This window comes from Candidatus Binataceae bacterium (assembly GCA_035650475.1).
Taxonomy (GTDB): Bacteria; Desulfobacterota; Binatia; order Binatales; family Binataceae; genus JAKAVN01.
This window is the reverse complement of record DASRHP010000010.1, coordinates 73,388-95,174: the sequence shown is the minus strand read 5'-3', so window position 1 is coordinate 95,174 and position 21,787 is coordinate 73,388. Positions and strand designations below refer to the sequence as shown.

Sequence of the window (21,787 nt, the reverse complement as noted above, 5' to 3'; positions counted from 1 at the left end):
GAGCGAATCGCCAGCCGCGCACGCGCTCAGGGCGCGTTCGACCCCGCTGAGCCCTGCACGGCCAGCTCGCGCCAGATTAGACCCCATCGCACACCCTGGTCGCTGACCACCACGTGGTCCACGCCGCATTTGCTCATCACCCGCTCGAGGATCGCGGCGCCTGCGAAGATGACGTCGGCGCGCGCGGGTTCGAGGCCCTTGAGCTTGCGCCGCTCGGCCAGCGGCATCGAGCCGAACAGTTTGAGCACGCGCTCGACCTCCGCGCGCGACAGCCGATAGCCGTGCACGCGGTCGGCATCGTAAGGTTCCATCTCGAGCGCGACCGCGCATACGGTGGTCACCGTACCCGCAATTCCGACCAGTTCCTCGGGCTTGAGCTCCCAGCCAAGCCCCTGCAGCTCGGCGTCGATCGCGAGCCGCAAATCGGCGGCCTCGTGCGTAGTCGGTGGGTCGCTGCGCATGATCCGCTCGGTGAGGCGCACCGATCCGATCTGGAGGCTCGCCGTCTGGAGCTTGGCGCCGGGCTCGGCGCGGATGAACTCGGTGGAGCCGCCGCCGATATCGATGATCAGCACCCGCCTGGCGGGATCGAGCCGCAATCCGTGCGTCACCGCCAGATACGACAGCCACGCCTCGGCCTCGCCCGAGATGATCTCCAGTTCGACGCTCGCGCGCTCGCGCACGCGGCGGATAAAGCTCTCGCCGTCGGCGGCGTCGCGCAGGGTCGCGGTGCCGGCGGCGAGGATCCTCTCCGCGCCCGCGGCGCGCGCCTGCTCGGCGAACTCTGCGATCGCGTCGAGGGTGCGCAGCGCCGCCTGCGGATCGAGGCGATGGTTGCTGTCAACGCCCTGGCCGAGCCGCGTGATGCGCTGGAGGTCGAGGACGCGGCGCACGCTGCCGTCGGCCTGCGACTCTGCGACCAGCATCAGGACCGTGTTGGTTCCTACGTCGAGCGCGGCCAGCCGCATGCTCAGCTCCCCGCGCCCGCGGCGCGCGCCGCGGGCGGCTCCTCCGCCGGCGCCAGCGCATTGCGCGCGATGAAATCGTCCAGCGCGTCCAGCGCGCGCTTCGCCATCGCAAGCTTCTTCTCGCGCCCGCGCATCCGCGACTCCGGTTCGGGCATCAGCCCGTAGTTCGCGTTCATCGGTTGAAAGTCGCGCCGGTTCGGATCGCTGACGTAAGCGACGAGCGAGCCGAGCGCCGTCTCCGCCGGCGGGACCATCGGCTCGCGCCCGCGCACGAGGCTTGCCGCGTTGAGCGCGGCGAGCAAACCCATCGCCGCCGACTCGACGTAGCCCTCGACCCCAATTATCTGGCCGGCGAGAAAAAGGTCATCGCGTCCGCGAAGCTGGAGCGTGGGACGCAGCAGACGCGGCGAGTCGATAAACGTGTTGCGATGGAGCGAGCCGAGGCGGACGAACTCGGCGCGCTGGAGCCCGGGAATCATCCGCAGCACGCGGCGCTGCTCGGGGTGCGTCATCTTGGTCTGGAAGCCCACCATGTTGTAAAGCCGGCCGGCGCGGTCGTCCTGGCGGAGCTGGACCACGGCGAAGGGGCGCCGCTCCGTTCGTGGATCGCGCAGCCCCACCGGGCGCATCGGGCCGAAGGCGAGCGTGCGCGGCCCCCGCCGCGCCATCTCCTCGATCGGCATGCAACCCTCGAAATAGACCGGGCGCTCGAACGGATGCGCCGCGACCTTCTCAGCGGCGAGCAGCGCGGCAACGAAAGCGTCGTACTCCGCCTCGCTCATCGGACAGTTGATATAGTCCTCGCCGCCGTGGCCCCATCGCGAGGCGCGGAAGGCGAGGTTCATGTCGATCGACTCGGCGGTCACGACCGGCGCGATCGCGTCGTAGAAATAGAGATGGCGCGCGCCGACTAAGCGGTTGAGCTCGGCCTCCAGCGCGGGGCTGGTAAGCGGGCCGGTGGCGAGAATGGTCACGCCTGCGGGCAACGCGGCGACCTCCGCGCGGACGACTTCGATCAGCGGGTCGGCGCTCAGCGCGTCGGTTATCGTGTGCGCGAACTCGTCGCGGTCAACCGCGAGCGCGGCGCCTGCGGGGACGCGGCTGCGCTCCGCCGCCGCGATGACGAGCGAGCCGAGCCGGCGCATCTCCTCCTTGAGCACGCCGACCGCGGTCTCCATCGAAGCGCTGCGCAGCGAGTTCGAGCACACCAGTTCGGCGAAGAGCGCGGTGCGATGGGCCTCGGTCATGCGCAGCGGACGCATCTCGTGCAGCCGCACGCGCACGCCGCGGCGCGCCAGCGCGAAGGCCGCCTCGCTGCCGGCCAGCCCCGCACCGATTACGTTTACGACTGGAAGACTCACCGGGGACGTGTAACGAAGCGTAGCTTGGCCACGAGTCCGAGGGCAAGCCGCATCGGCGATTCCGCTCCGAACTCCGTCCTGACCTTCCCGTCTGACAAAAGGCGGCGGAAAGAGTTGGTTGGCCGTCTTTTGCGATCGCCCGACGATTCGAACCGCGGCCCACGCAGCAGCTCGTCAGGCACTGGCGGGGGCGGCGGCGTTGCTCTCGGCGACTGGGGCGGCCGGCGCCGGGGCGCGGTAACCGCAATCCTTGTTCGAGCACTGCCATCGCGCACCCTCGCGCTTGGTCACCTTCTCGATCAGGTAGGGCGCGCCGCACTGCGGACACGGCTGCGCGACGACGCGGTCCCAGCTCGCGAACTTGCACTTGGGGTAGCGCCCGCAGCCGAAGAACAGCTTGCCGCGCCGGCTGCGCCGCTCTAGGATCTCGCCCTCCTTGCACTCCGGACAGGCGACGCCCGTGCGCACCGGCTCCGAGCGCAAGCGTTTGATGCCGTCGCACTCGGGGTAGCCCGAGCATCCCAGAAACTCGCCGAAGCGCGAGCGCCGACGCACCATCGGCTTACCACACTTCTCACATACTTCGTCGGTCGGCTCGGCGGCCGGCGCGCGCTCTTGGGGCACGATGTTGCCCTGCTCGTCGCGGCTGAACTCCTTGGTATTGGTGCACTTGGGGTAGTTGGAGCAGGCCAGGAACTCGCCGCTGCGACCCCACTTGATCACCATCTCGCCGCCGTCGAGCTCGCACTTGATCCCGGTGGGCAGCCCCTTGCGCTTGACCACCGGCATCTTCTTCTTGGCTTCGCCGAGTCGCTTCTGGAATGGCCCGTAGAAGCGGCGCAGCGTCTTGACCCAGTTCTCGCGCCCCGCCTCTATCTCGTCAAGCTCTTCCTCGAGCTGTGCGGTGAAGCCGACCTCGAGGATGTCCGGGAATGCCTGGACCAGAAGCTCGGCGACGATACGGCCGAGTGAGGTCGGGCGCAGTCGCTTGCTTTGATCCTCCTCAACGTACTCGCGGTTGAGGATCGAAGTCATGATCGCGGCATAGGTCGAGGGGCGGCCGATGCCTTTGTCTTCGAGCTCTTTGATGAGCGTGGCCTGGGTGAAGCGGGGCGGCGGCTGGGTGAAATGCTGCTCGGGGTCGAAGCCCAAGAGCTTGAGCGGCTCGCCTTCGTTCATCGCGGGCAGCGTCGCCGCCTCCTCGTCGTCGCTCGCCGCTTCGTCCTGGCCCTCGGTATAGACGCGCATGAAGCCGTCGAACTTGACGACCTGGCCGGTGGCGCGGAAGACCGCCTCGCGGGCCTCGATATCGACCGTAGTGCGGTCATAGACCGCGGGCGTCATCTGGCTGGAGACGAAACGGTTGAAAATCAGCGTGTAGAGCGCGAGCTCGTCTTTGTCGAGATAGCGCGCGATCGATTCGGGGTCGCGCTCGACGGCGGTCGGGCGAATCGCTTCATGCGCCTCCTGGGCGGACTTGCCCGAGCGGTAGAAGTTGGGCTTCTCGGGCACGTAATCGGCACCATAGCGCTTGCCGATATATTCGCGCACCGCGGCCAGCGCCTGCTCGGAGACCCGGGGCGAGTCGGTGCGCATATAAGTGATGAGGCCGACCGCGCCCTGGTCGCCGAGCTCGACGCCCTCGTACAGGCGCTGCGCGATCTTCATCGTGCGCGAGGGCGAGAAATACAGCTTGCGCGAGGCCTCCTGTTGCAGGCGCGAGGTGATGAAGGGCGGCGTGGGAGTGCGCCGCACCTCCTTGCGTTCGACCTTGCGAACGACGAAGGGTGCGTGCTCGCATGCCGCGATGATCGCGCGCGCCTCGGCCTCAGGCAGCTTGTAGGACTTGTTGTCGATGCGCTGGTCGCGATAACTGTACAGCCGCGCCTTAAAAGGTGGCGGGCTGCTCGCCTCCAGTCGCGCGTCGAGCGTCCAGTACTCCTCGGGGCGGAACGCCTCGCGTTCCTTCTCGCGCTCAACGATTATCCGCAGCGCCACCGACTGCACGCGCCCGGCGCTGATACCGCGCTTGACCTTGTCCCACAGGAGCGGGCTTACCTGATAGCCGACCAGCCGGTCGAGCACGCGGCGCGCCTGCTGGGCGTCGAACAGATGGTGGTCGAGCTCGGCCGGATGAGCCACCGCCTCGCGCACAGCACCTGGGGTTATTTCGTGGAGCAGTATCCGATGAACGCCGCCCTTGACCTTGCCGAGCTTGCCCGCGATATGCCAAGCGATCGCCTCGCCCTCGCGGTCGGGGTCGGTCGCGAGGTAAACGTTGTCAGCCTTCTTTGCCAGCGCCTCGATTTCCTTGAGCACCTTCGCCTTGCCGGCGATCACGTGGTACTCGGGCTTGAAGTCGTTGTCGATCTCGACTCCGAGCGTGCTCTTTGGAAGGTCCATCACATGACCCACCGAGGGGGTCACCTGAAAATCGGGCCCAAGATAGCGCTTGATGGTTTTAGCCTTGGCGGGCGATTCGACTATTACGAGGTTCTTTGCCACCCTTCCTCCAGCCTCCGGTAATTCGGCCCCAGAGCCGTCCGGCCGGTTCGGGCGCAAAGGCCGGACCTAGGGAAGTGAAAAGAGCTTGCCTGGATGCTGAACGACCAGCCCCCGCAGCTCAAGCTCCAACAATAATTTAAGCACAGTTTGCGGACTGAGCTGACAGCTTTCAATGACTGCGTCAATATGAAGTCTCTTAGCATCTAATAGACAATTCAAAATTGCCTGGACCTGCTCTGATTCCTGGCCGTCCCCTGCTGCGACTTCGGTTCGGGGCCCGACTCTTCGTGGCTCGACCAGTGGAGCAACCCGCATGCCCGCAGGCGAGGCCGCCGACGTTGCGGTGTTTGCCAAGCTCGCCTTGACGGCGCTCGAGGTTGACACTGTCGATTCGCTGAACCCATGTTCCGCGCCTGCCGCCTCATGTAGCAGCGCTGCGCCGTTGCCGCTTCGCAATGCAATCCCGGCCATCTGCGGCGCAAGGTCCTCCATAACGTCCTCGACGCACTCGACCAGCCTGGCGCCCTCCTTTATCAAGCGATTGCTGCCCCGAGTCTTGCCGGTCAGGGGACTGCCGGGAACGGCGAAGACCTGGCGATCCTGTTCCAGTGCCAGCCGGGCGGTTATCAGAGAGCCACTCTTTTCGGCCGCTTCGACAATGACCACGCCCAAGGACAGACCGGACAGGATGCGGTTGCGGCTGGGGAAATTCTCCGGAATCGGCGCAGTACCCAATGGCAGCTCGCTCATCAGCGCCCCGCGGTGCCCGAGTATTTTTTCGGCGAGCTCGCGATGCTCGGGCGGGTAGATTACATCGACCCCGCATCCGAGCACGGCTATCGTCCGCCCGCCAGCCTCAAGCGCCCCGCGATGGGCCGCTGCGTCGATTCCGCGGGCCAGCCCGCTGACCACGATAACGCCATGGGTGGCGAGCTCGAAGCCCAACCGTTCGGCCATCCTGAGCCCAACCTCACTCGCGGCCCGCGCGCCAACCACTGCGACCGCCGCCCGGTCCTCGGGCGTTACGGCACCGCGAACAAAAAGATAGGGAGGCGGATCCGCTATATGCTTGAGGTTGGGCGGATAATCGGCGTCGGTCCATCGCACCAGTCGCGCGCCTATCCGGGGCAGCTCGCAAAGCTCTTTCTCGATCGGCGCGAAGTCGGCGAAGCTCGCAATGGCCCGCGCGAGCGAGCGTGGCACGCCCGCCTCGGTGATCTCGGCCTGCGCAGCCTTGAAGACCTGCTCTGCGGAGCCAAAGCGCTCGAGCAGCAGGCGACAGGTGCGCGGGCCTGCGCCATGGACCCGGCGCAAGGCGAGCCAGTAGGCGTCGATGGTGGGCATGCGAAAGGTCGCGACGCGCAGACCGAGCCGTGAAACAGCGGCATTAACGGGCGTGAAACCGCGGTCGGCGCCCTTCGTATAGGTATAGTAGAGGCTCGAGGTGGTGACCAACCGCGCGTCCGTTATCTTGACCGAGCACGCTCGATCAAATAGTTAAAAGCGAACCGCTTCGTCTGATGCCCATTGCGCCATCCGTTTGTCCAACGGTTCGCCGGCGAATAGATTGTGGCCCGGCCATGGGTGGGCGGAGGAGTAAGAGGTAGATGGATTCAAGCCGGATGTCGGCTGTCGACAAGCAGGTTCTTATCTTCAGTGTGTACCGCGACGCCGAGTTACGCGGCGCACGCCTGCTGTTTAACCTGCTCGGCCATCTCAAGGACGGCGACGCGCAGCTCAAGATGGCCAAGCATCTAGCCGACGAGACACGCCATGCATGGCTCTGGACGCGGCGGATCGCCGACCTCGGCGGCACCCCGCTGGTGCTCTCCGACGGCTACCAGCGCCGACTCGGCCTGCGCACCGGCGTGCCCAAGACGGTAGTCGAGCTGCTCGCGCTGACCGTGGTCGTCGAGGAGCGCGCACAAAGCCGCTACATGGCCCATGCCGCGCTGCCCAACGTCGATGAGGCCACCCGCGAGGTGCTTAAGGCCGTCACCGAGGACGAATCCTGGCACCTTTCGTGGATCGAGAAGAAGATGCGCGAGATGGCGCGCGAGGACGGCGGCGAGGCTAAGGCGGACGAGGCGCTCGAACGCTACCGCGCTATCGAGCGCGAGGTTTACGCGACGCTGGCCGCCGACGAAGCGGAACTGATGCGCACCTGATCCGGCCGCATCCTTCCCCCACACCTTCCAAGTTTACGACCGGCCCTTGCGCATATTGGGCCGGCCCGTCAACGCCGCGCCTGCAGCGCCGCGTTCAGTTCCGTTCGCATCGCCTCGGCCGCCGCGGCTGCCGCCTCCGCAGGCGTCGTTCCCGGACGCTTGCGCCAGGCGTACATCAGGCTGCGACTCGCGTTGACGACCACACCGCTACCGTCCTGACGTGCCGCGCGCACCGCGTCGGTGGCGTTCGCCCCCTGCACACCGTAGCCGGGCACAAGCATCGTCGCATGGGGCATCAGTTCGCGTGCGCGGACCGCATGCTCGGGATATGTCGCGCCAACCACCGCGCCCACCGGGCTCAATCCGCTCGGCCCAACGAAATCGCTGCCCCATCCCTCGACCCGCCGCGCCACCCACTCCCATAGCGGCGCGCCCTCAGCCGTTCGGTCCTGGAATTCGCCCGAGGACGGATTGGAAGTCTTCACCAGCACAAAGACGCCGCGCCCGGCGCGCACCCGGGCGACGAACGGCGCCAGCGCGTCGCTCCCGAGGTAGGGATTGACGGTCACTGCGTCGCATCCGAAATCGCCGTCGCCCAGGAACGCCTCGGCATAGGCGGCCGAGGTCGAGCCGATATCGCCGCGCTTGGCGTCGGCCACCGTCAGCAGCCCGAGCCGGCGCGCGGTTCGCACCACTTCAACAAGCGCGCGCATCCCCTCCAACCCGCGCGCCTCGAAAAACGCAAGCTGCGGCTTTATCGCGACGACTGAAGCGGCGCACGCCTCGACGATTGCGCAGCAGAACCGTGCGAGTGTCTGGCCCGGGGGCACCCCCGGCGCGCTGGCGGTATCGAGCTGCGGGTCAACCCCGAGCATCGCGATACTGCGCTTGCGGCGCTGCGCTTCGAGCAGCCGTTCCGAGAAATAGTCCATTGCCGAAGCATCATCGCACAATGCGGCGCGCGATGAGAATCGCGGCGCGCGCGACGCCCGCCCGCAGCGACTGCGTTTTGAAGCAGCCGCCGTTTCGCGGTAGTTTCCGCCGAGTCACCCGGCTTCATAGAGGAGAGAGCGCGCGAATGGAACTTGGAAAGCTCGGCGTCTTTTCTTATCTCGACACGCTCGACGCGGCGCAAGCGGCCGAGTTCGCCCGCGCGCTCGAGCGCATGGGCTACGGCGCGCTGTGGTTCCCCGAGACCTTCGGGCGCGACCCCTTCGTATGCGCGGCGCATGTGCTCGGCGCCACGGAGCAGCTCGTCGCGGGCGCCGCGGTGGCGATCATCTGGAAACGCGCGGCCGCGGCGATGGCGGGCGCGGCGCACACGATCGCTGAAATGTTCCCGGACCGCTTCGTGCTCGGGATGGGCGTCAGCGGAGGGCCGTTCATGAAACGCCACGGGCTCGACTATGGCCGTCCGCTGAGCGCGATGCGCGAGTACCTAGCCGCGATGCGCGCGGCGCCCTACTACGGGCCGCGGCCCGGCGAAGAGCCGCCACTGATGCTTGCGGCACTGAGGCCGAAGATGTTGGAACTGGCGGCGCGCGAAACCACCGGCACAATCACCGCGCTGATGCCGCCCGAGGCGATCGCGCGGGTGCGCGCCGCGCTCGGCCCCGACACGCGGATCTGCGCGCAGCAAGTGGTGATGCTCGAATCCGACGCGGCGCTGGCGCGCGCCGCCGCGCGCAAGTTCCTCCACTTCTATCTCGGCTCACCGACCTACCATACCCATCTCCGCGCGCTTGGTTTTACTGACAACGACCTTGGTGGCGACGGCAGCGATCGGCTGGTCGATGCGCTGGTGGTGTGGGGCGACACAGCGAAGCTGCGCCGATGCCTCGACGACCATCTGGCGGCTGGCGCCAACCACGTCATCGTCAATGCGATCGGCTCCACCGGCGGCCATCGACCCGACCTTCGCGCGCTCGAAGCGCTGGCGCCGCGCTGATTTATTGGGGTGGTGCACGAGACAGGATGAAAGGATGAGCGCCGAGGGAGGACCCCGACCCGGGCTCCTTCTGTCTGTTTGCGGCTTTGATCGCCGCCGATACGCCCGCGATGCGGCGGCAACCTTGCACCCGCTGCTTCGCCAGGGGTTACTGCTTGCAGACCCATTGCCCGGAAAACCCCATCGCCGCAGTTATCCTTCGCCGGTAAGCTATCGATTGTCCGCTTGAACTCAGCGCAGGGTTGGGCGCCGCGGATCAGGCTGCTCGCTTTTACGCGCGAAGGATCTTTAGAGTCGCTCAGTTCCGATCGCGAAGCTGGGCGTGCCTGAAATGCCGAGCTTTTGGCCCGCGTTCTCGTCGGCCTTAACGCGCCGCTCGTAGCGGCCCGAATTCAAACACATGTCAAAGTCGGCGCTGTTCAGCACCTCGACGATTTTAAGAATTTCCTACGCCGCCCTATGCCGCCGAGCAATCGGTGCTGTGCGCCTACTTGGTCGTCTCGGTGGCCGCGAAGCAAACGTCAACTGTAAGCGTCGCGACCTGCTGTGTGACTGCCTCGCTGTCGTCGCCGGTCAGGGTTCCCGATACCGTGTCGATAACCTCGATACCGGCCGGGCAGTTGGTCGCGTTGGGCGGATTCTGAAGGGCGCCGGCGCTGCCGCAGAATTTGCCGACGAACTGGCAGCTGTAGTTTCCGCCGACCGCGATCGTCGCCGGCAGCACGCCCGCTCCGCTGGCACCGGAGAGCACGCCGAGGCCTGCCGCGTTGGTGGCCACGCCACAGGTCGTGCCGAGGACGTTGCCCTGAACCTTGGTGATATCGCCGTAGTAGCTGTCGTTGAGCGCGCTCAGCGTCTCTGATTCGTCGCCGGCTGAGCGGCTGGTGTTTTCGACCTCGACGTTGTACTTCACGTCGGCGCACCCATAGCTTGGCGCCGCCGAGGCTGAGGTCACGACGTCGGCTGCCGTGGCCGGCGCCTCGCCGACCGTCACCGTGGCGCTCGCAGTGCCCGAAATCGGCGTGGTCCCGTCCTGCGCTACGCCGTTGACGGTCACCGTGTCGGTCAGGCTTGGGATCTCCGGCAAGTTGCCCGTGAAGGTGCAGGTCAGGCTGCTCTGGGGCGAGGACAGCGCCGCGGGCAACGCGCACGAGACATTGGTGGCACACGTGGTTCCCGCCACGTTGTTGGGAGCAGCGCAGAGGCTGCCCGCCGGACAGGTTGCCTTGGCACCCGCGGCGGTCGCGATATTGCCATACTTGTCATCGCAGATCTGGTTAATCGTGACCCCGCCGAAGTTCGAGGTGTTGGTCACTGCGACTGTATAATTCACCGGGCCGCCTGCGTCAGTGATCGAGCTCGGATTCGGCGTCTTGCTGACCGCGATAGTCGGATTCTGAACCGTGATCGGGACGGTAAATCCCGAATCGCAATTGCACTTCGAGGGCGAGCCGGGAATCGCTGCGCTGACGTAGGGATAGTCGGGCGCCGGGCTTTGGCACAGCAGCGTCCCGCCCGGCTGCTGCCAGCTCGTGCAGTTGGGCAGGATCAGTTGGTTCGAGTCAGGCGCGGCCTTGCATAGCACGTTATCGACTTCGACCGTCACCACTTGGTTGTTGTCGTCGGTGCTGATATCGCCGCAATTGTCCGACGACGGATCGAGCTCTTCATACTGAGAGGTTCCCAGGCATTGCGGACTCTGTCCGGCGGCGGTCGAACAGTTGGGCGGATGCACGGGCGAAATGATGTTATCCGCACAAGTGCCGGTGAGCGCGGCCTTTTGGCCGGCGATAGCGAAATACAGACCGATGTTCTCGCGCGCGGTTGCGGTGGTCACCACCACGAAGTCGGCGATGAAGGAGAATGTCTGTCCTGCATTGCACGAGGTCAGCGGATTACCGTTGAGGTCCCGGGGATTGCGCGCAAAGGCGATCCGGACGTCATTGGCCGTGCAGGTCAGGGTCTTGGTCGTGCCGGTTCGCAGATCGTATTCGTTCTGCATGCAATTGTTAGTTGCCCGCGCCGGCGCGGCCTGCGTCAGCATAATGACTATCGCGCCGACGATAGCGAGTGATGAATGTGGCGAACCCCCAAGCCGGCTCATGCGCGCCATAAGCTCCTCCTGCGCGGGCGAGCGCCCGCGCCAGACTAGGGACCGTGCGCCCGCGCCGAGAAGGCGGAAATGCAAACGATCGCAGCGCAGCGACCGCTGCCCCCGGCGCGGGGCTTGATCGCCGCAGAGCAAATTTCAGACTAGACCAAGGAAAGCTAGTTGACCGGACTCGCTGAGGATTGCTTGCCCTTTGTCAGTCTTTTGCGGGCGGGACGACCGGAGATTTGACGCGCCGGCGCGCCGTTGTCGGGCAAAATAATGTCGGCGCTGCGCCACAGATACCACGACGCGACCGAGCGGTACGGCCGCCAGCGCTCGCCCAACGCGCGCAGCCGCCGTGCGTCGGGCAGCTTGCGCATCCGGTACAGCCGGCGCACCGCGTTGCGCACGCCGAGGTCGTCCACCGGCAGGACGTCGGGCCGCCCGAGATTAAACATCAGGAACATCTCGGCGGTCCATCGCCCTACCCCGTGCACGCGGACCAGTTCCGCGATCACCTCTTCGTCGCTCATCCGCGGGAAGCGATGGAAGTTAATTTTGCCGGCGGCGACGTGCTCCGCGAGGTCGCGCAGATAGCGGATCTTCTGGCGCGAAAGCCCGGCCGCGCGCAGCGCCGCCTCAGAGGCGGCGAGCACCTGGCGCGGCGAGGGAAAGCCGCGCTCGCCGAAGAGCGCGACGAAGCGGTCATAAATCGTGCGCGCGGCAGCGCCGGCGAGCTGCTGAAAGATAATCGCGCGGCAGAGCGCCGGGAAACGCTCGCGCCGCAGGCGGAGCTCAAACGGGCCGACCGAATCGATCACCCGCGCGAGCACCGGGTCGGCGCGACGCAGATGGGCCACCGCCGCGCGCGCCCAGACGGGTAGGGCCGTCTTCATCGCGCGCGCATTATAGCCGAGCCGCCCGCACCGGCGACACGGCATCCTGGTTTAGCGGCCGCCGCGATGCGGAGAGAGCCAGACGCGCTCCAGGCGCGGGGGGCGGATCGGGTTGAGCGCATAGTCGTGCACCCAAGGCTGGCGGATCACGTAGACCACCGGATGGTAGAGAAAGACCCAGGGAGCGTCAGCGATCACCATCTTCTCCGCGCGATCGTAGAGCGCGAATCGTTGGCGCCGATCGCTCAGTGGCGCCGCCTCGCTCAGCAGCCGGTCCACCTCGGGGTTGTAGTAGAAGGTGTCGTTGTTGGCGCCCCACTGCTTGCGTGTGAGGAGCACGTCGAGGAAGTTCTGCGGGTCGGGAAAGTCGGCCTCCCATCCGAGGCTGAACAGCTCGGCGGTGTCGGGCTGGCGAATCGCCTCGAGCAGCGGCGCCCAGGCCACCGGCTTGAGCGCCACGTGGACGCCCACCAGCGCAAGATCCTGCTGGATCGACTGCCCGATCATCATCTCGGTGCGGTCGGCGCGCATCCAGAGCGTGGGCGAAAAATTCTTGCCGACGCCGGCCGCTTCGAGCAAACGGCGCGCGCGGGCGGGATCGTACGGATAGCCGGCCGCGTTCGCATCGTAGCCCGGCAGGCCGGGCGGCAGCACGCCGCGGGCGATCACGCCACGCCCGTTGAGCAGGGCGATAATCTTGCGCTTGTCGATCGCGTAGTTGAACGCGCGGCGCACGCGCACGTCGTCGAACGGCTTCATCCGGCAGTTCATCCCGAGATAGTCGGTCGCCAACTCCACGACGTTGGTGGTCAGCGCCTTAAGGCGCGGCGTCTTCATCACGTAGGGAAACTCCGCCGGTGGAATATTGGCGACGTCGATATCGCCGGCCTCGAACTTGAGCCATTGCAGTTCGTCGTTGACCCCGATCTGCTCGACGATCGCGTCCAGGCGTGGCACGCCCTTGACGAAGTAGTCCGGGTTGCGCACCAGGATCAGGCGCTGGCCGCCGATCCATTGCTTGAGCATGAAAGCGCCGCTGCCGACGACGTGGCGCGAGAAGTCCTCGCCCCATCGCGCGACGACCTCGCGCGGCACCGCCGCGGCGAACGGCATCGCGAGCTTCTGCACGAAGATCGGATCCGGCGCGACGAGATGGAACACCATCGTCCACGGATCCGGGACCTCGATGCCGCCGACCTCGCGTGCACGCCCGCTCTGAAAGTCGGCGGCGCCGACGATCTCGCGGAAGTATTCCATCCCCTTGGAGCGGGTCTTCGGATCGAGCACGCGCTGGATCGCGTACTTGAAGTCGGCGGCGGTGACCGCGCGGCCGTTGGTGAAACGGGCGTTGCGCCGCAGATGAAACGTAAACGTCGTCGCGTCGGGCGAAGCGCTCCAGCCGGTCGCAACGTCCGGCACGAGCTCGACGCCGGCGTCGCTATAGCGCACCAAGGTGTCGAAGATCATCTGCTCGAAGGTCCACGAGGCGGTGTCGTAACCGGCGGCGGGGTCCAGCGTAGGGACGTCGTCCTGGACGGCGAGGCGCAGCACCTGGGCGCCGGGCGCGAAGCGCACCTTGGCCGGCGGCCCCGCGCCGCGGCATCCGGCGCCGCCGAGGACGGCGGCGCCGGCTAGCGCGGCAAACCACAAAAGCGCGCCGGCCGCGTGTGCCGCGGCCTCGAGCGAGCGGCGCATGGCGCGGCGCCGCCTCATCCCCCGCCTCTCTCCCCGCGCGCGCGCAGGTAGCCGTAGCCGAGCAGGTTGAAGGCAAGCACCGCGTAGAAGATTGCCAAACCTGGAAAGGCGACCAGCCACGGCGCGGTGCGGAAGTAGATCAGCGCCTCTTCGACCATCCTGCCCCAGCTCGGGGTGGGCGGCGGCACCCCGAGGCTCAGAAAACTCAGCCCCGCGTCGAGCAGCAGCGTGCTGGACGTCCCCAGCACCGCCATCACGATGATAATCGGCATCACGTTGGGCAGCACGTGGCGCGCGATCATCCGCGCCGACGTGCCGCCGAGCGCGCGCGCCGCCATCACGAAGTCCCGCTCGGCCATCGACAGCGTCTCGGCCCGCACCACCCGCGCCACCTGCGTCCATGACACGAGACCGATCACCAGCAGCACGTTGAGCAGGCTCGGATGGAGCACGGCGACGAAGGCCATCGCCAGCAGCAGCGCCGGCAACGTCAGCATCACGTCGGTAAACCGCATCAGCAGAAAATCCACCACGCCGCCGAAGAAGCCCGAGCACAGCCCGATCGCAACGCCGATCGTCATCGTGATCGCCATCGCCGCCACCCCGACCGTGAGCGAGATCCGCGCGCCCCAGATGATCCGCGAGAACACGTCGCGGCCCAGCTCGTCGGTGCCAAGAACGAAGGCGGCCGACGGTGCGCCGGGGTCGCCGTAGGTCGTGGCGACCGCGCGCGTCGGGTCGTAGGGCGCAAGCTCGGGCGCGAAAATGGCGGTCACGACCAGGGCGAACACCATCGCGCCGCCCACCATCTCCATCGCGTTGAACCGCCGGCTCATTGCCGCTCTCCCAGCCGGATCCGGGGGTCGAGCCAGGCGTAAAGCAGGTCGACCACCAGATTGGCCGCGACCACGAGAAAGGCGGCGAACAGCACCGTGCCCATGATAAGCGGGATATCGAGGTTGAAGACCGCTTCGTAGGCAAGCCGTCCGATCCCCGGCCAGTTGAAGACGGTCTCTGTAAGCACGACGCCCGAGAGCAGTCCGGCGAGGTCGAGCCCGGCCAGCGTCACCAGCGGCAGCATCGCATTGGCCATCGCATGGCGAACCAGGGCCTGCGCGGCCGACAGACCTTTGCCGCGCGCCGTGCGGATGTAGTCCTGCTCCAGCGCCTCGACCAGATTGGTATGCAGGATGCGCGAGTAGTAGCCGGCGGCGCCCAGCCCGAGCGTGAGCGTGGGCAGGATCAGGCTGCGTGCGCCGCTGAAGCCGCCCAGCGGAAAGGAACGCAGGTAGAGGCCGCCCGCGATCAGCAGCATCGTGCCGAGCCAGAACACCGGTATCGAGAGCAACGCCAGCGACACGATCAACAAGGCGTTGTCGGGAGCGCGCGCGCGCCACGCCGCCGCGACCATCCCCATCGGGATCCCCAGCGCGAGCGATAGCGCCATCGCGCAAACGGCCAGAATCGCGGTGGCCGGAAAGCGACTCAGGATAAGCCCGGTGACGCTCTCGCGCCGGATGTACGAGCGGCCGAGGTCGCCGTGGAGCGCGCGGTCGAGGTAGCGGATGTACTGGAGGTGGAGCGGCTGGTCGAGGCCGAGCTGATGGCGGATGGCCGCGAGCGTCTGCGGGTCAGCCTTGGCGCCCGCCATCGCAACCGCCGGATCGGCGGGGATCACAAAGGCGATGGTGAAGGTGATGATCGAGGTGCCGAGGAGGACTGCCGCGCCGAAAATGATCCGGCGGACGATGTAGGCGATCATGCGAGGTTTCCGGCAGCAGCCATCGGCGCCGCGCCGCCCCTACGGCGCGAGCAAACCGCGGATGCGCAGTTCGCGCGCAAGCCGCAACTCGGCGCGCTCGCGATGGCGTGCGGAGGCGCCATCGGCGGCGGGCGCCGCGAGCGCGGCCTGCTCTTCGGGCCTTAGCGTGGCCACAAGTTCCCGCATTGCCGCGAGCCGGGCGCGCTCGCCGGCCTCCAGAGCACCCGCCCGCGCCAACGTCCGCCAGTGGGCGAGGAACGCGGCCAGCGAGGAATAAGTCTCCAGCTTCACGGCATCACCGTCGCGCCGCCGCCGAGCGGCGCGATCGCAAGCCCGATCAGGTAACCGGCGACCGCCGCGCCCATCGCGATCAGCAGAAACCGCATTCCCGACATCCAACGCCGCCTGCGCTCCGACAGCCATCCCTGCAAGTAGCCGACGCCGAACAGGGCCAGCGCCGTCGTCACCATCGCCACGACCAGCCCCAGATAATCGTCGGGTTTGGCGGGCGGAATAAGAATGTAGGGCAGCAGCGGAACGAGCGCCCCGACGAGGAACGCCACCGTCATCGTCAGCCCGTCAACCACCGGGGAGCCGAGCGCCTGACGGCTGAGTCCGTAGATCTTGACCTCGGCGGTCGAGAGCAGCGCCTGCGGCGCCGAGCTCAGCAGCTTGACCACCCGGTAGGAGGCCTCGCGGCTGAGCCCCTCGCGCGCAAGCTGGTTGAGCAGGCCCTCCTGGAGAACGTACGGCTGGGCGGCAGCTTCCCTGCGCGTGCGCTCGAGCTCCGAGCCGAGGACTTCGGTCTGCGCCCGCGTGCCGAGATAGGCTCCGGCGCCCATCGAAAGCGCGCCGGCCGCGGTCGAGGCGAGCGCGGCCAGGATGACCTGGCGATGGCCCGAGACCGCGCCGCTGAGTCCGGCGAGTACGCCCGCAGTGGTCAAAATCCCGTCCTGCATGCCGAAGACGATCTCGCGGATGCCGGAGAGGCGCTCAAGCAGGCGTTGCTTTTCGGCTGGGTCGAAGACCGCCACGCTGACTCAGGTTGCGGTTAATATTTGCGGTCTGCGGGACCGAAGTCGGCACCCGGTTCCCAATCCGCCGGACACAACCGCCCCGATCGCAAAGCGCGCACGACGCGCAGGGTTTCGCTAACGCTGCGGCCGACGTTGATCGGACTGGCCACACAATAGGCGACGACGCGGCGCGCGTTGAGGACGAAGGTCGCGCGCAGGGCGACCTGCTCGGCCTCGTCGAACACGCCGTAGCCGCGCGCGAGCGTGCCGCCGGTATCGGCAAGCAGCGGATAGCCGATCCCGCCGAGCTCGCGGGCCCATCGGCGATGCGTCTCGGCGTCGTCAACGCTCACCCCGACGATCGCCGCTTGTTCGGCGGCGAACTGCTCACGCGCCTTATGGAAGCCGACGACCTCGGTCGGACAGATGAAGGAAAAATCTCGCGGATAGAAGAAGAGCACGACCAGTTCGGATTCGAGCTGAGACAGCCGCAGGCGTCCGACGCGGTCGCCAGACGCGCATGGCAGATCGAAGGGCGGCACGCTGTCCCCGGGCTTGAGCATCGCGCGCACGAGTCCGGGGTTAAAGGCTACTCGATTTGATAGATGATCGAAACGGTCGCGGCGATCGTTATCTCGCCGGGCTGGGCGTACACGACCGGAGCGCCGCCGGTCGCCGCAAAACTCGCCGTGCTTTCGTCCGCCGGCGCGTGAATGCGGCGCACGCCGGCCTTGGTTGTCGCCTTGATGATCCGTTCCAGCCGGATCGCGAGCGAACGCGCGAGCGCGTCGGCCTGTGCCTGTGCCTCGCAGCAAGCGCGCTGGATTGCGGCGCCGCGCGCCTGCGCGTCCTCGACCGAGGTGAAGTCCAGGGAATTGATGGCGCTGGCGCCGGCGGCGAGCGCGGCGTCGATCAGGGGGCCGAGCTGATCGATCGCGCCGGTCTCGACGTTGACCGAGTTGGACGCGTGGTAGCCGATCACCACCGGCTTCTCGCGTCCGCGAGCGTGCTCGATCTCGGGTTGCAGGGTGCAGGCGCCGACCCATACCCGGCCACGCCCATCGAGCTCGGCATCGAGGGCGTTGATCACGCGCCGGACCAGGGCGTGGTTCTCGCTCGCGCCCTGGCGCGCGCTCAGCGCGCGCGTATGGACCCCAAGGCTGAGCAGCGCGTGGTCGGGCTGGACCCGCGCCTCGCCGCTGCCGACGACCTCCAGCGTGCGTAGCGGCAAGGTTTCAGCGGCGGACGCCGCCGTTCGAGGCTCCGACCCGACCGCAGAGGGCAGTGCCGGCAGCCGGAGCAGGCTTGGGGCCGCAAGCGCGGCTGGCGCCTGGGAATTGCGTTCGTCGCGAGACTCGCGCTGCGGATGGGCGCCGGCGCGCTCGGGAGAAGCGGCGGCGGTTCGGCCGCCGGACAGTTCAACCAGCGGAATAGCCATCGTTGCCGCAAACTATCGAACTCGGCGAGATGATGCGCGCAGCGCGGGCCGAAGGCACGCTATCTTGAGCAAAAAGGGTGGGCCCGCGCAGCTTGAAATCGCCGCTGCGTATTCGGTTGTGGTGCAGCCTGTCAGGGTGCCGGACGGCCGCCCGGCCCCGCGCAACCCTACTCGATCTGGTAGGTGACCGACACGGTCGCCGGCACGCTTACCTCGTTGGGCTGCACCGGGGTCGGCACGCCCTGCGCCGTCATCGCACCGCCCATCCGCATCACTGGCATCGGCCGCACCTCGGCCACCGTGGTCGCCTTGACGATCGGGCCGAGCTTGACGCCGAGCGCCTTGGCCAGTGACTCGGCCTGTGCCTGGGCGTCCTTGGCGGCGAGCGCGATCGCTTCGGCGCGCGCCTGGCTCTCGTCGCGCAGGGTGAAGTTGAGATAGTTGATCCGATTGGCGCCGGCGCCGATCGCGGTGTCGATCAGGCCGCCCAGCATCCCGATCTCGCCGGTGCGCACGGTGATCGAGTTCTCCGCCCGGTAGCCGGTCACGACCGGCTTTTCGTTGGGTCTGGGTTCGTTGTATTCGGGATAGAGCGAGTAGCCGCCGGTCCAAACCTTGCCTTTGCCCTCGAGCTTCTTGGTTAGCGCCTCGACCACCTTCTGCGCGAGTGCCGCGTTCTGGCCCGCGCTTTCCTGCGCGGTCGCGGCGTGGGTCTCGATTGCGAGATTCAGAAAAGCGACGTCGGGAGCGACGTGCGCCTCGCCGTTGCCACTGACCTCGATCGTGCGCGAGTGGTTCAGCGGCACGGGGGCGGGCGACGGTGGTGGCGGCAGCGGCAGCGCCCGGGCGGCAATCGCGCCCGCGGGCGCGGCGGTCAGAAGCACCGCCGCAAGCACTGCGACGAGGCGGCCGGGCGTGGCGAACTTTCGCTGCCGGTATGGGTGCGCAATCGGAAGCAGTTTGCTCGGCACCTCAGGCCTCCCCTCAGCCGCGCGGTTGCGCGACGCCGGGCGCGGCGGCGACGCGCGACGGGACGTTGCGGGGAATTGAAGTCGAGCGCGCCGCCGCCGTCAAGGCGCGCGGCGATGCTTTGGGTCGCGGCGCGGTGTATTCTGGGCGCCTGGATAGAGCAGCATGGCCGACAAACAAGACGAAAAGAAGGTCACTCCGCGCAGCCAGGACTTCGCCGCCTGGTACAACGAAGTAATCGCGCGCGCCGAACTTGCCGACTATTCGCCGGTGCGCGGCTGTATCGTCTTCCGTCCCGACGGTTTCGCGATCTGGGAGGCGCTGCGCGACGAGCTCGACCGCCGCATCAAGCGCACCGGCGCGCGCAACGCCTACTTCCCGCTCTTCATCCCGCAGAGCTTTCTGCAAAAGGAGGCGCAACACGTCGAGGGCTTCGCGCCCGAGGTCGCGGTGGTCACCCACGGCGGGGGCAAGGAACTGGAAGAGCCGCTGATCGTGCGCCCGACCTCGGAGACGATCATCAACCACATGTTCGCGCAGTGGATTCACTCGCATCGCGACCTGCCCCTGATGATCAACCAGTGGTGCAACGTCGTGCGATGGGAGATGCGCACGCGGCCGTTCCTGCGCACCGCCGAGTTCCTCTGGCAGGAGGGCCATACCGCGCACGCCACCCGCACGGAGGCCGAGGAGGAGGCGCTCACGATGCTCGAGGTTTACCGCGGCTTCGTCGAGGACTACCTCGCGGTGCCGCTGGTGAGCGGGCGCAAGAGCGCAGCCGAGCGCTTCCCGGGCGCCGAGGAGACCTATGCGATCGAGTCGCTGATGGCCGACGGGCGGGCGCTGCAATGCGGCACTTCGCATTACCTGGGGCAGAACTTCGCGCGCGCCTTCGAGATCCGCTTCCTCGACGAGCACAACCAGCTCCAGCATCCGCATCAAACGAGCTGGGGCGTTTCGACCCGCCTGCTCGGCGCGATCATCATGACCCACGGCGACGACCAGGGCCTGCGCCTACCGCCCGCGGTTGCGCCCTGGCAGGCGGCGGTCGTGCCGATCTGGCGCAAGGACGAGGAACGCCAGGCCGTGCTCGGCGCGGCGCGCGCGGTGCGCGAGGTGCTGGAGCGCGCAGCGGTGCGGGTCAAGCTCGACGATCGCGAGGGGCTGACGCCGGGCTTCAAGTTCAACGATTGGGAGATGCGCGGGGTGCCGGTCAGGATCGAAATCGGGCCGCGCGACGTCGCCGCGGGCAGCGCGATGCTCGCGCGACGCGACCAGTTGGGCAAGCAGGGCAAGGCGCCGGCCTCGCTCGACGCGATCGCCACGCACGTCAGCAAGTTGCTCGACGAGATCCAGAAGAGCCTCTACGCGCAGGCGCGCGACGCGATGCGCGCCAATACGCGGCAGTTCGATGACTACGCCAGGCTGCGCGCGCAGATGGAAGGTGAGGGCGGTGGCGGGATGGCAGACGTGTACTGGTGCGGAAGCGCGGCATGCGAAATCCGTGTCCGGGAGGAGACTCGCGCGACCTGCCGTGCTATACCGCTGGGCCAGAACGGCGCGCCCGGCCGATGCATCGTGTGCGGCCAAGCGGCCAAAGAGCGCGCGTTCTTCGCCAAAGCGTACTGAGCGGATTCTCTGCGGCCGCGCTCGGCGAACAAACAAATCTGACGCCCGCCGGGCCACGCAAGAGGCCGGCGGCGCACAGCTTACGGGGGACATACCGGGATGCCCGCATCCAAACACGTGCTCGACGGCTACAAGGTGCTCGACTTCACCCAGGCGCTCGCTGGACCGACCGTGACGCGCCTGATGGCGGAGCTCGGCGCCGAGGTCATCAAGGTCGAAATTCCGCCCAAGGGCGATTTCTCGCGCGCCTTCCCCTTTCTCAAGGACGGCCGCAGCGCCTACTTCGTGCAGCAGAATCGCGGCAAGAAGAGCCTCTGCCTCGACCCCAAGAAGCCCGAGGGGCTCGCGATCCTCAAGCAACTCCTGCCGAAAGCGGACGTGCTGGTCGAGAACTATTCGCCGGGTGCGATCGCGCGGATGGGCCTGGGATGGGACGTCGTGAGCAAGATCAATCCGCGCCTCATCATGTGCTCAGTCTCGGGTTTCGGCCAGACCGGTCCGCTCGCCCATTTGCCCGGCTACGACTATATCGGGATGAGCTACGCGGCGGTGACCTACATGATCGGCGACCCCAACGGGCCGCCGGCGTTTCCGATGCTTGGCGTGGGCGACGTCTCGACCGGCGTCCATGCGCTGGCCGCGATCGCCTGTGCATTGCTGTACCGCGACAAGTCCGGGCGCGGGCAGCACCTCGACATCTCGCTGCTCGACAGCTACTTCCACTGCCACGAGCTCAACGTGCAGATCTACAGCATGAGCCGCGGCCAGATTAAACCCAAGCGCCCCGGCTCACATCACACCTCGGTGCCGATCATCGGAATTTTCAAGGGGCGCGCGCCCGACAGCTACCTGTTCATCATGGCGCCCGTGGACCACCAGTTCGCTGCGCTGTGCCGCACTATGGGGCGGCCGGAGCTCGCGCAGGACCCGCGCTTTTCGACGGTCGTCGCGCGCGCCGCCAACCTCGCCGAGATCACCAATGTCGTTCAGGCGTGGGTCGATTCGCAGCCCGACGACGCCACGGTTATCCGCAAGCTGGAGCAGAATCGGATCCCATGTGCGCCGATCCTCTCGATCGAGGAGGCGGTCAACCATCCGCACCTGCGCGAGCGCCGCACCGTGCGCAAGATCCGCGACCGTATACTCGGCGAGTACGACATCCCGGGCGTCCCGCTGCGCTTCTCGGATTTTCCGACGGACCTCGACCTGCAAGCGCCGCTTCTCGGCGAGCATAACGGCGAGATCCTCGCCGGGCTCGGCTACCCGCAGGCCCGCGTCCGCGAACTCGAGCAGGCGGGGGTTCTGATGCGCGGTGACCGCTGAGCGACGCCGGGCGGCGG

General features: G+C 67.3%; 19 protein-coding genes. 4 read left to right on the top strand and 15 right to left on the bottom strand.

The features are described 5' to 3' along the window. Positions 1 to 26: 26 nt before the first annotated feature. The 4 genes from VFB33_10620 to dprA all read right to left on the bottom strand — a co-directional run bounded on the left by VFB33_10620 (position 27) and on the right by dprA (position 6,178). Complete coding sequence (locus tag VFB33_10620; GenBank protein HZO82134.1) at positions 27 to 968, bottom strand: Ppx/GppA phosphatase family protein; 942 nt, start codon at positions 966 to 968, stop codon at positions 27 to 29. Between the two features lie 2 nt (positions 969 to 970). After that, the gene (gene trmFO, locus VFB33_10615) at positions 971 to 2,329 is read right to left on the bottom strand and encodes a methylenetetrahydrofolate--tRNA-(uracil(54)-C(5))-methyltransferase (FADH(2)-oxidizing) TrmFO (GenBank protein ID HZO82133.1); all 1,359 of its coding nucleotides are present in this window, start codon (positions 2,327 to 2,329) and stop codon (positions 971 to 973) included. Between the two features lie 174 nt (positions 2,330 to 2,503). Beyond that, on the bottom strand, positions 2,504 to 4,834 hold the full coding sequence (gene topA, locus VFB33_10610) for a type I DNA topoisomerase (protein HZO82132.1): 2,331 nt from the start codon (positions 4,832 to 4,834) through the stop codon (positions 2,504 to 2,506). A gap of 66 nt (positions 4,835 to 4,900) precedes the next feature. Beyond that, a complete protein-coding gene (gene dprA, locus VFB33_10605; GenBank protein ID HZO82131.1) occupies positions 4,901 to 6,178 on the bottom strand; it encodes a DNA-processing protein DprA in 1,278 nt (425 codons plus the stop codon). Between the two features lie 263 nt (positions 6,179 to 6,441). Between dprA and VFB33_10600 the strand changes: the two genes are divergently transcribed. Next, positions 6,442 to 7,002, top strand: coding sequence for a ferritin-like domain-containing protein (locus VFB33_10600; GenBank protein ID HZO82130.1), 561 nt, complete (start codon positions 6,442 to 6,444; stop codon positions 7,000 to 7,002). 68 nt (positions 7,003 to 7,070) lie between these two features. On the opposite strand, the gene pyrF is transcribed toward VFB33_10600, so the two are convergent. After that, entirely contained in the window at positions 7,071 to 7,934 is an 864-nt protein-coding gene (gene pyrF, locus VFB33_10595; GenBank protein ID HZO82129.1) for an orotidine-5'-phosphate decarboxylase, read from the bottom strand. 146 nt (positions 7,935 to 8,080) lie between these two features. On the opposite strand from pyrF, the gene VFB33_10590 reads away from it, so the two are divergent. After that, complete coding sequence (locus VFB33_10590) at positions 8,081 to 8,950, top strand: TIGR03620 family F420-dependent LLM class oxidoreductase (protein HZO82128.1); 870 nt, start codon at positions 8,081 to 8,083, stop codon at positions 8,948 to 8,950. 487 nt (positions 8,951 to 9,437) lie between these two features. On the opposite strand, the gene VFB33_10585 is transcribed toward VFB33_10590, so the two are convergent. The 10 genes from VFB33_10585 to VFB33_10540 form a co-directional block, all read right to left on the bottom strand. Next, positions 9,438 to 10,952, bottom strand: coding sequence for a hypothetical protein (locus VFB33_10585; protein ID HZO82127.1), 1,515 nt, complete (start codon positions 10,950 to 10,952; stop codon positions 9,438 to 9,440). Positions 10,953 to 11,218: 266 nt separating this feature from the next. After that, positions 11,219 to 11,938: a DNA-3-methyladenine glycosylase gene (locus tag VFB33_10580; protein HZO82126.1), complete on the bottom strand. Its 720-nt coding sequence runs from the start codon at positions 11,936 to 11,938 to the stop codon at positions 11,219 to 11,221. A gap of 51 nt (positions 11,939 to 11,989) precedes the next feature. Further along, complete coding sequence (locus tag VFB33_10575; protein ID HZO82125.1) at positions 11,990 to 13,651, bottom strand: ABC transporter substrate-binding protein; 1,662 nt, start codon at positions 13,649 to 13,651, stop codon at positions 11,990 to 11,992. Then, complete coding sequence (locus VFB33_10570) at positions 13,648 to 14,469, bottom strand: ABC transporter permease (protein HZO82124.1); 822 nt, start codon at positions 14,467 to 14,469, stop codon at positions 13,648 to 13,650. The genes VFB33_10575 and VFB33_10570 overlap by 4 nt, the downstream gene beginning before the upstream one ends. Continuing rightward, on the bottom strand, positions 14,466 to 15,395 hold the full coding sequence (locus VFB33_10565) for an ABC transporter permease (GenBank protein HZO82123.1): 930 nt from the start codon (positions 15,393 to 15,395) through the stop codon (positions 14,466 to 14,468). Before VFB33_10565 ends, VFB33_10570 begins: the two co-directional genes overlap by 4 nt. Before the next feature lie 39 nt (positions 15,396 to 15,434). Further along, on the bottom strand, positions 15,435 to 15,686 hold the full coding sequence (locus tag VFB33_10560) for a hypothetical protein (GenBank protein ID HZO82122.1): 252 nt from the start codon (positions 15,684 to 15,686) through the stop codon (positions 15,435 to 15,437). Beyond that, on the bottom strand, positions 15,683 to 16,429 hold the full coding sequence (locus VFB33_10555; protein ID HZO82121.1) for a VIT1/CCC1 transporter family protein: 747 nt from the start codon (positions 16,427 to 16,429) through the stop codon (positions 15,683 to 15,685). The genes VFB33_10560 and VFB33_10555 overlap by 4 nt, the downstream gene beginning before the upstream one ends. Before the next feature lie 17 nt (positions 16,430 to 16,446). Then, on the bottom strand, positions 16,447 to 16,974 hold the full coding sequence (locus VFB33_10550) for a redoxin domain-containing protein (GenBank protein HZO82120.1): 528 nt from the start codon (positions 16,972 to 16,974) through the stop codon (positions 16,447 to 16,449). Between the two features lie 26 nt (positions 16,975 to 17,000). Then, the gene (locus VFB33_10545; GenBank protein ID HZO82119.1) at positions 17,001 to 17,849 is read right to left on the bottom strand and encodes an SIMPL domain-containing protein; all 849 of its coding nucleotides are present in this window, start codon (positions 17,847 to 17,849) and stop codon (positions 17,001 to 17,003) included. 167 nt (positions 17,850 to 18,016) lie between these two features. After that, a complete protein-coding gene (locus tag VFB33_10540; GenBank protein HZO82118.1) occupies positions 18,017 to 18,820 on the bottom strand; it encodes an SIMPL domain-containing protein in 804 nt (267 codons plus the stop codon). 163 nt (positions 18,821 to 18,983) lie between these two features. Here VFB33_10540 and proS point away from each other — a divergent pair, with 163 nt between their 5' ends. Continuing rightward, a complete protein-coding gene (gene proS, locus VFB33_10535; GenBank protein ID HZO82117.1) occupies positions 18,984 to 20,447 on the top strand; it encodes a proline--tRNA ligase in 1,464 nt (487 codons plus the stop codon). A gap of 99 nt (positions 20,448 to 20,546) precedes the next feature. Continuing rightward, the gene (locus VFB33_10530; protein HZO82116.1) at positions 20,547 to 21,770 is read left to right on the top strand and encodes a CoA transferase; all 1,224 of its coding nucleotides are present in this window, start codon (positions 20,547 to 20,549) and stop codon (positions 21,768 to 21,770) included. The last annotated feature ends 17 nt before the right edge of the window (positions 21,771 to 21,787 follow it).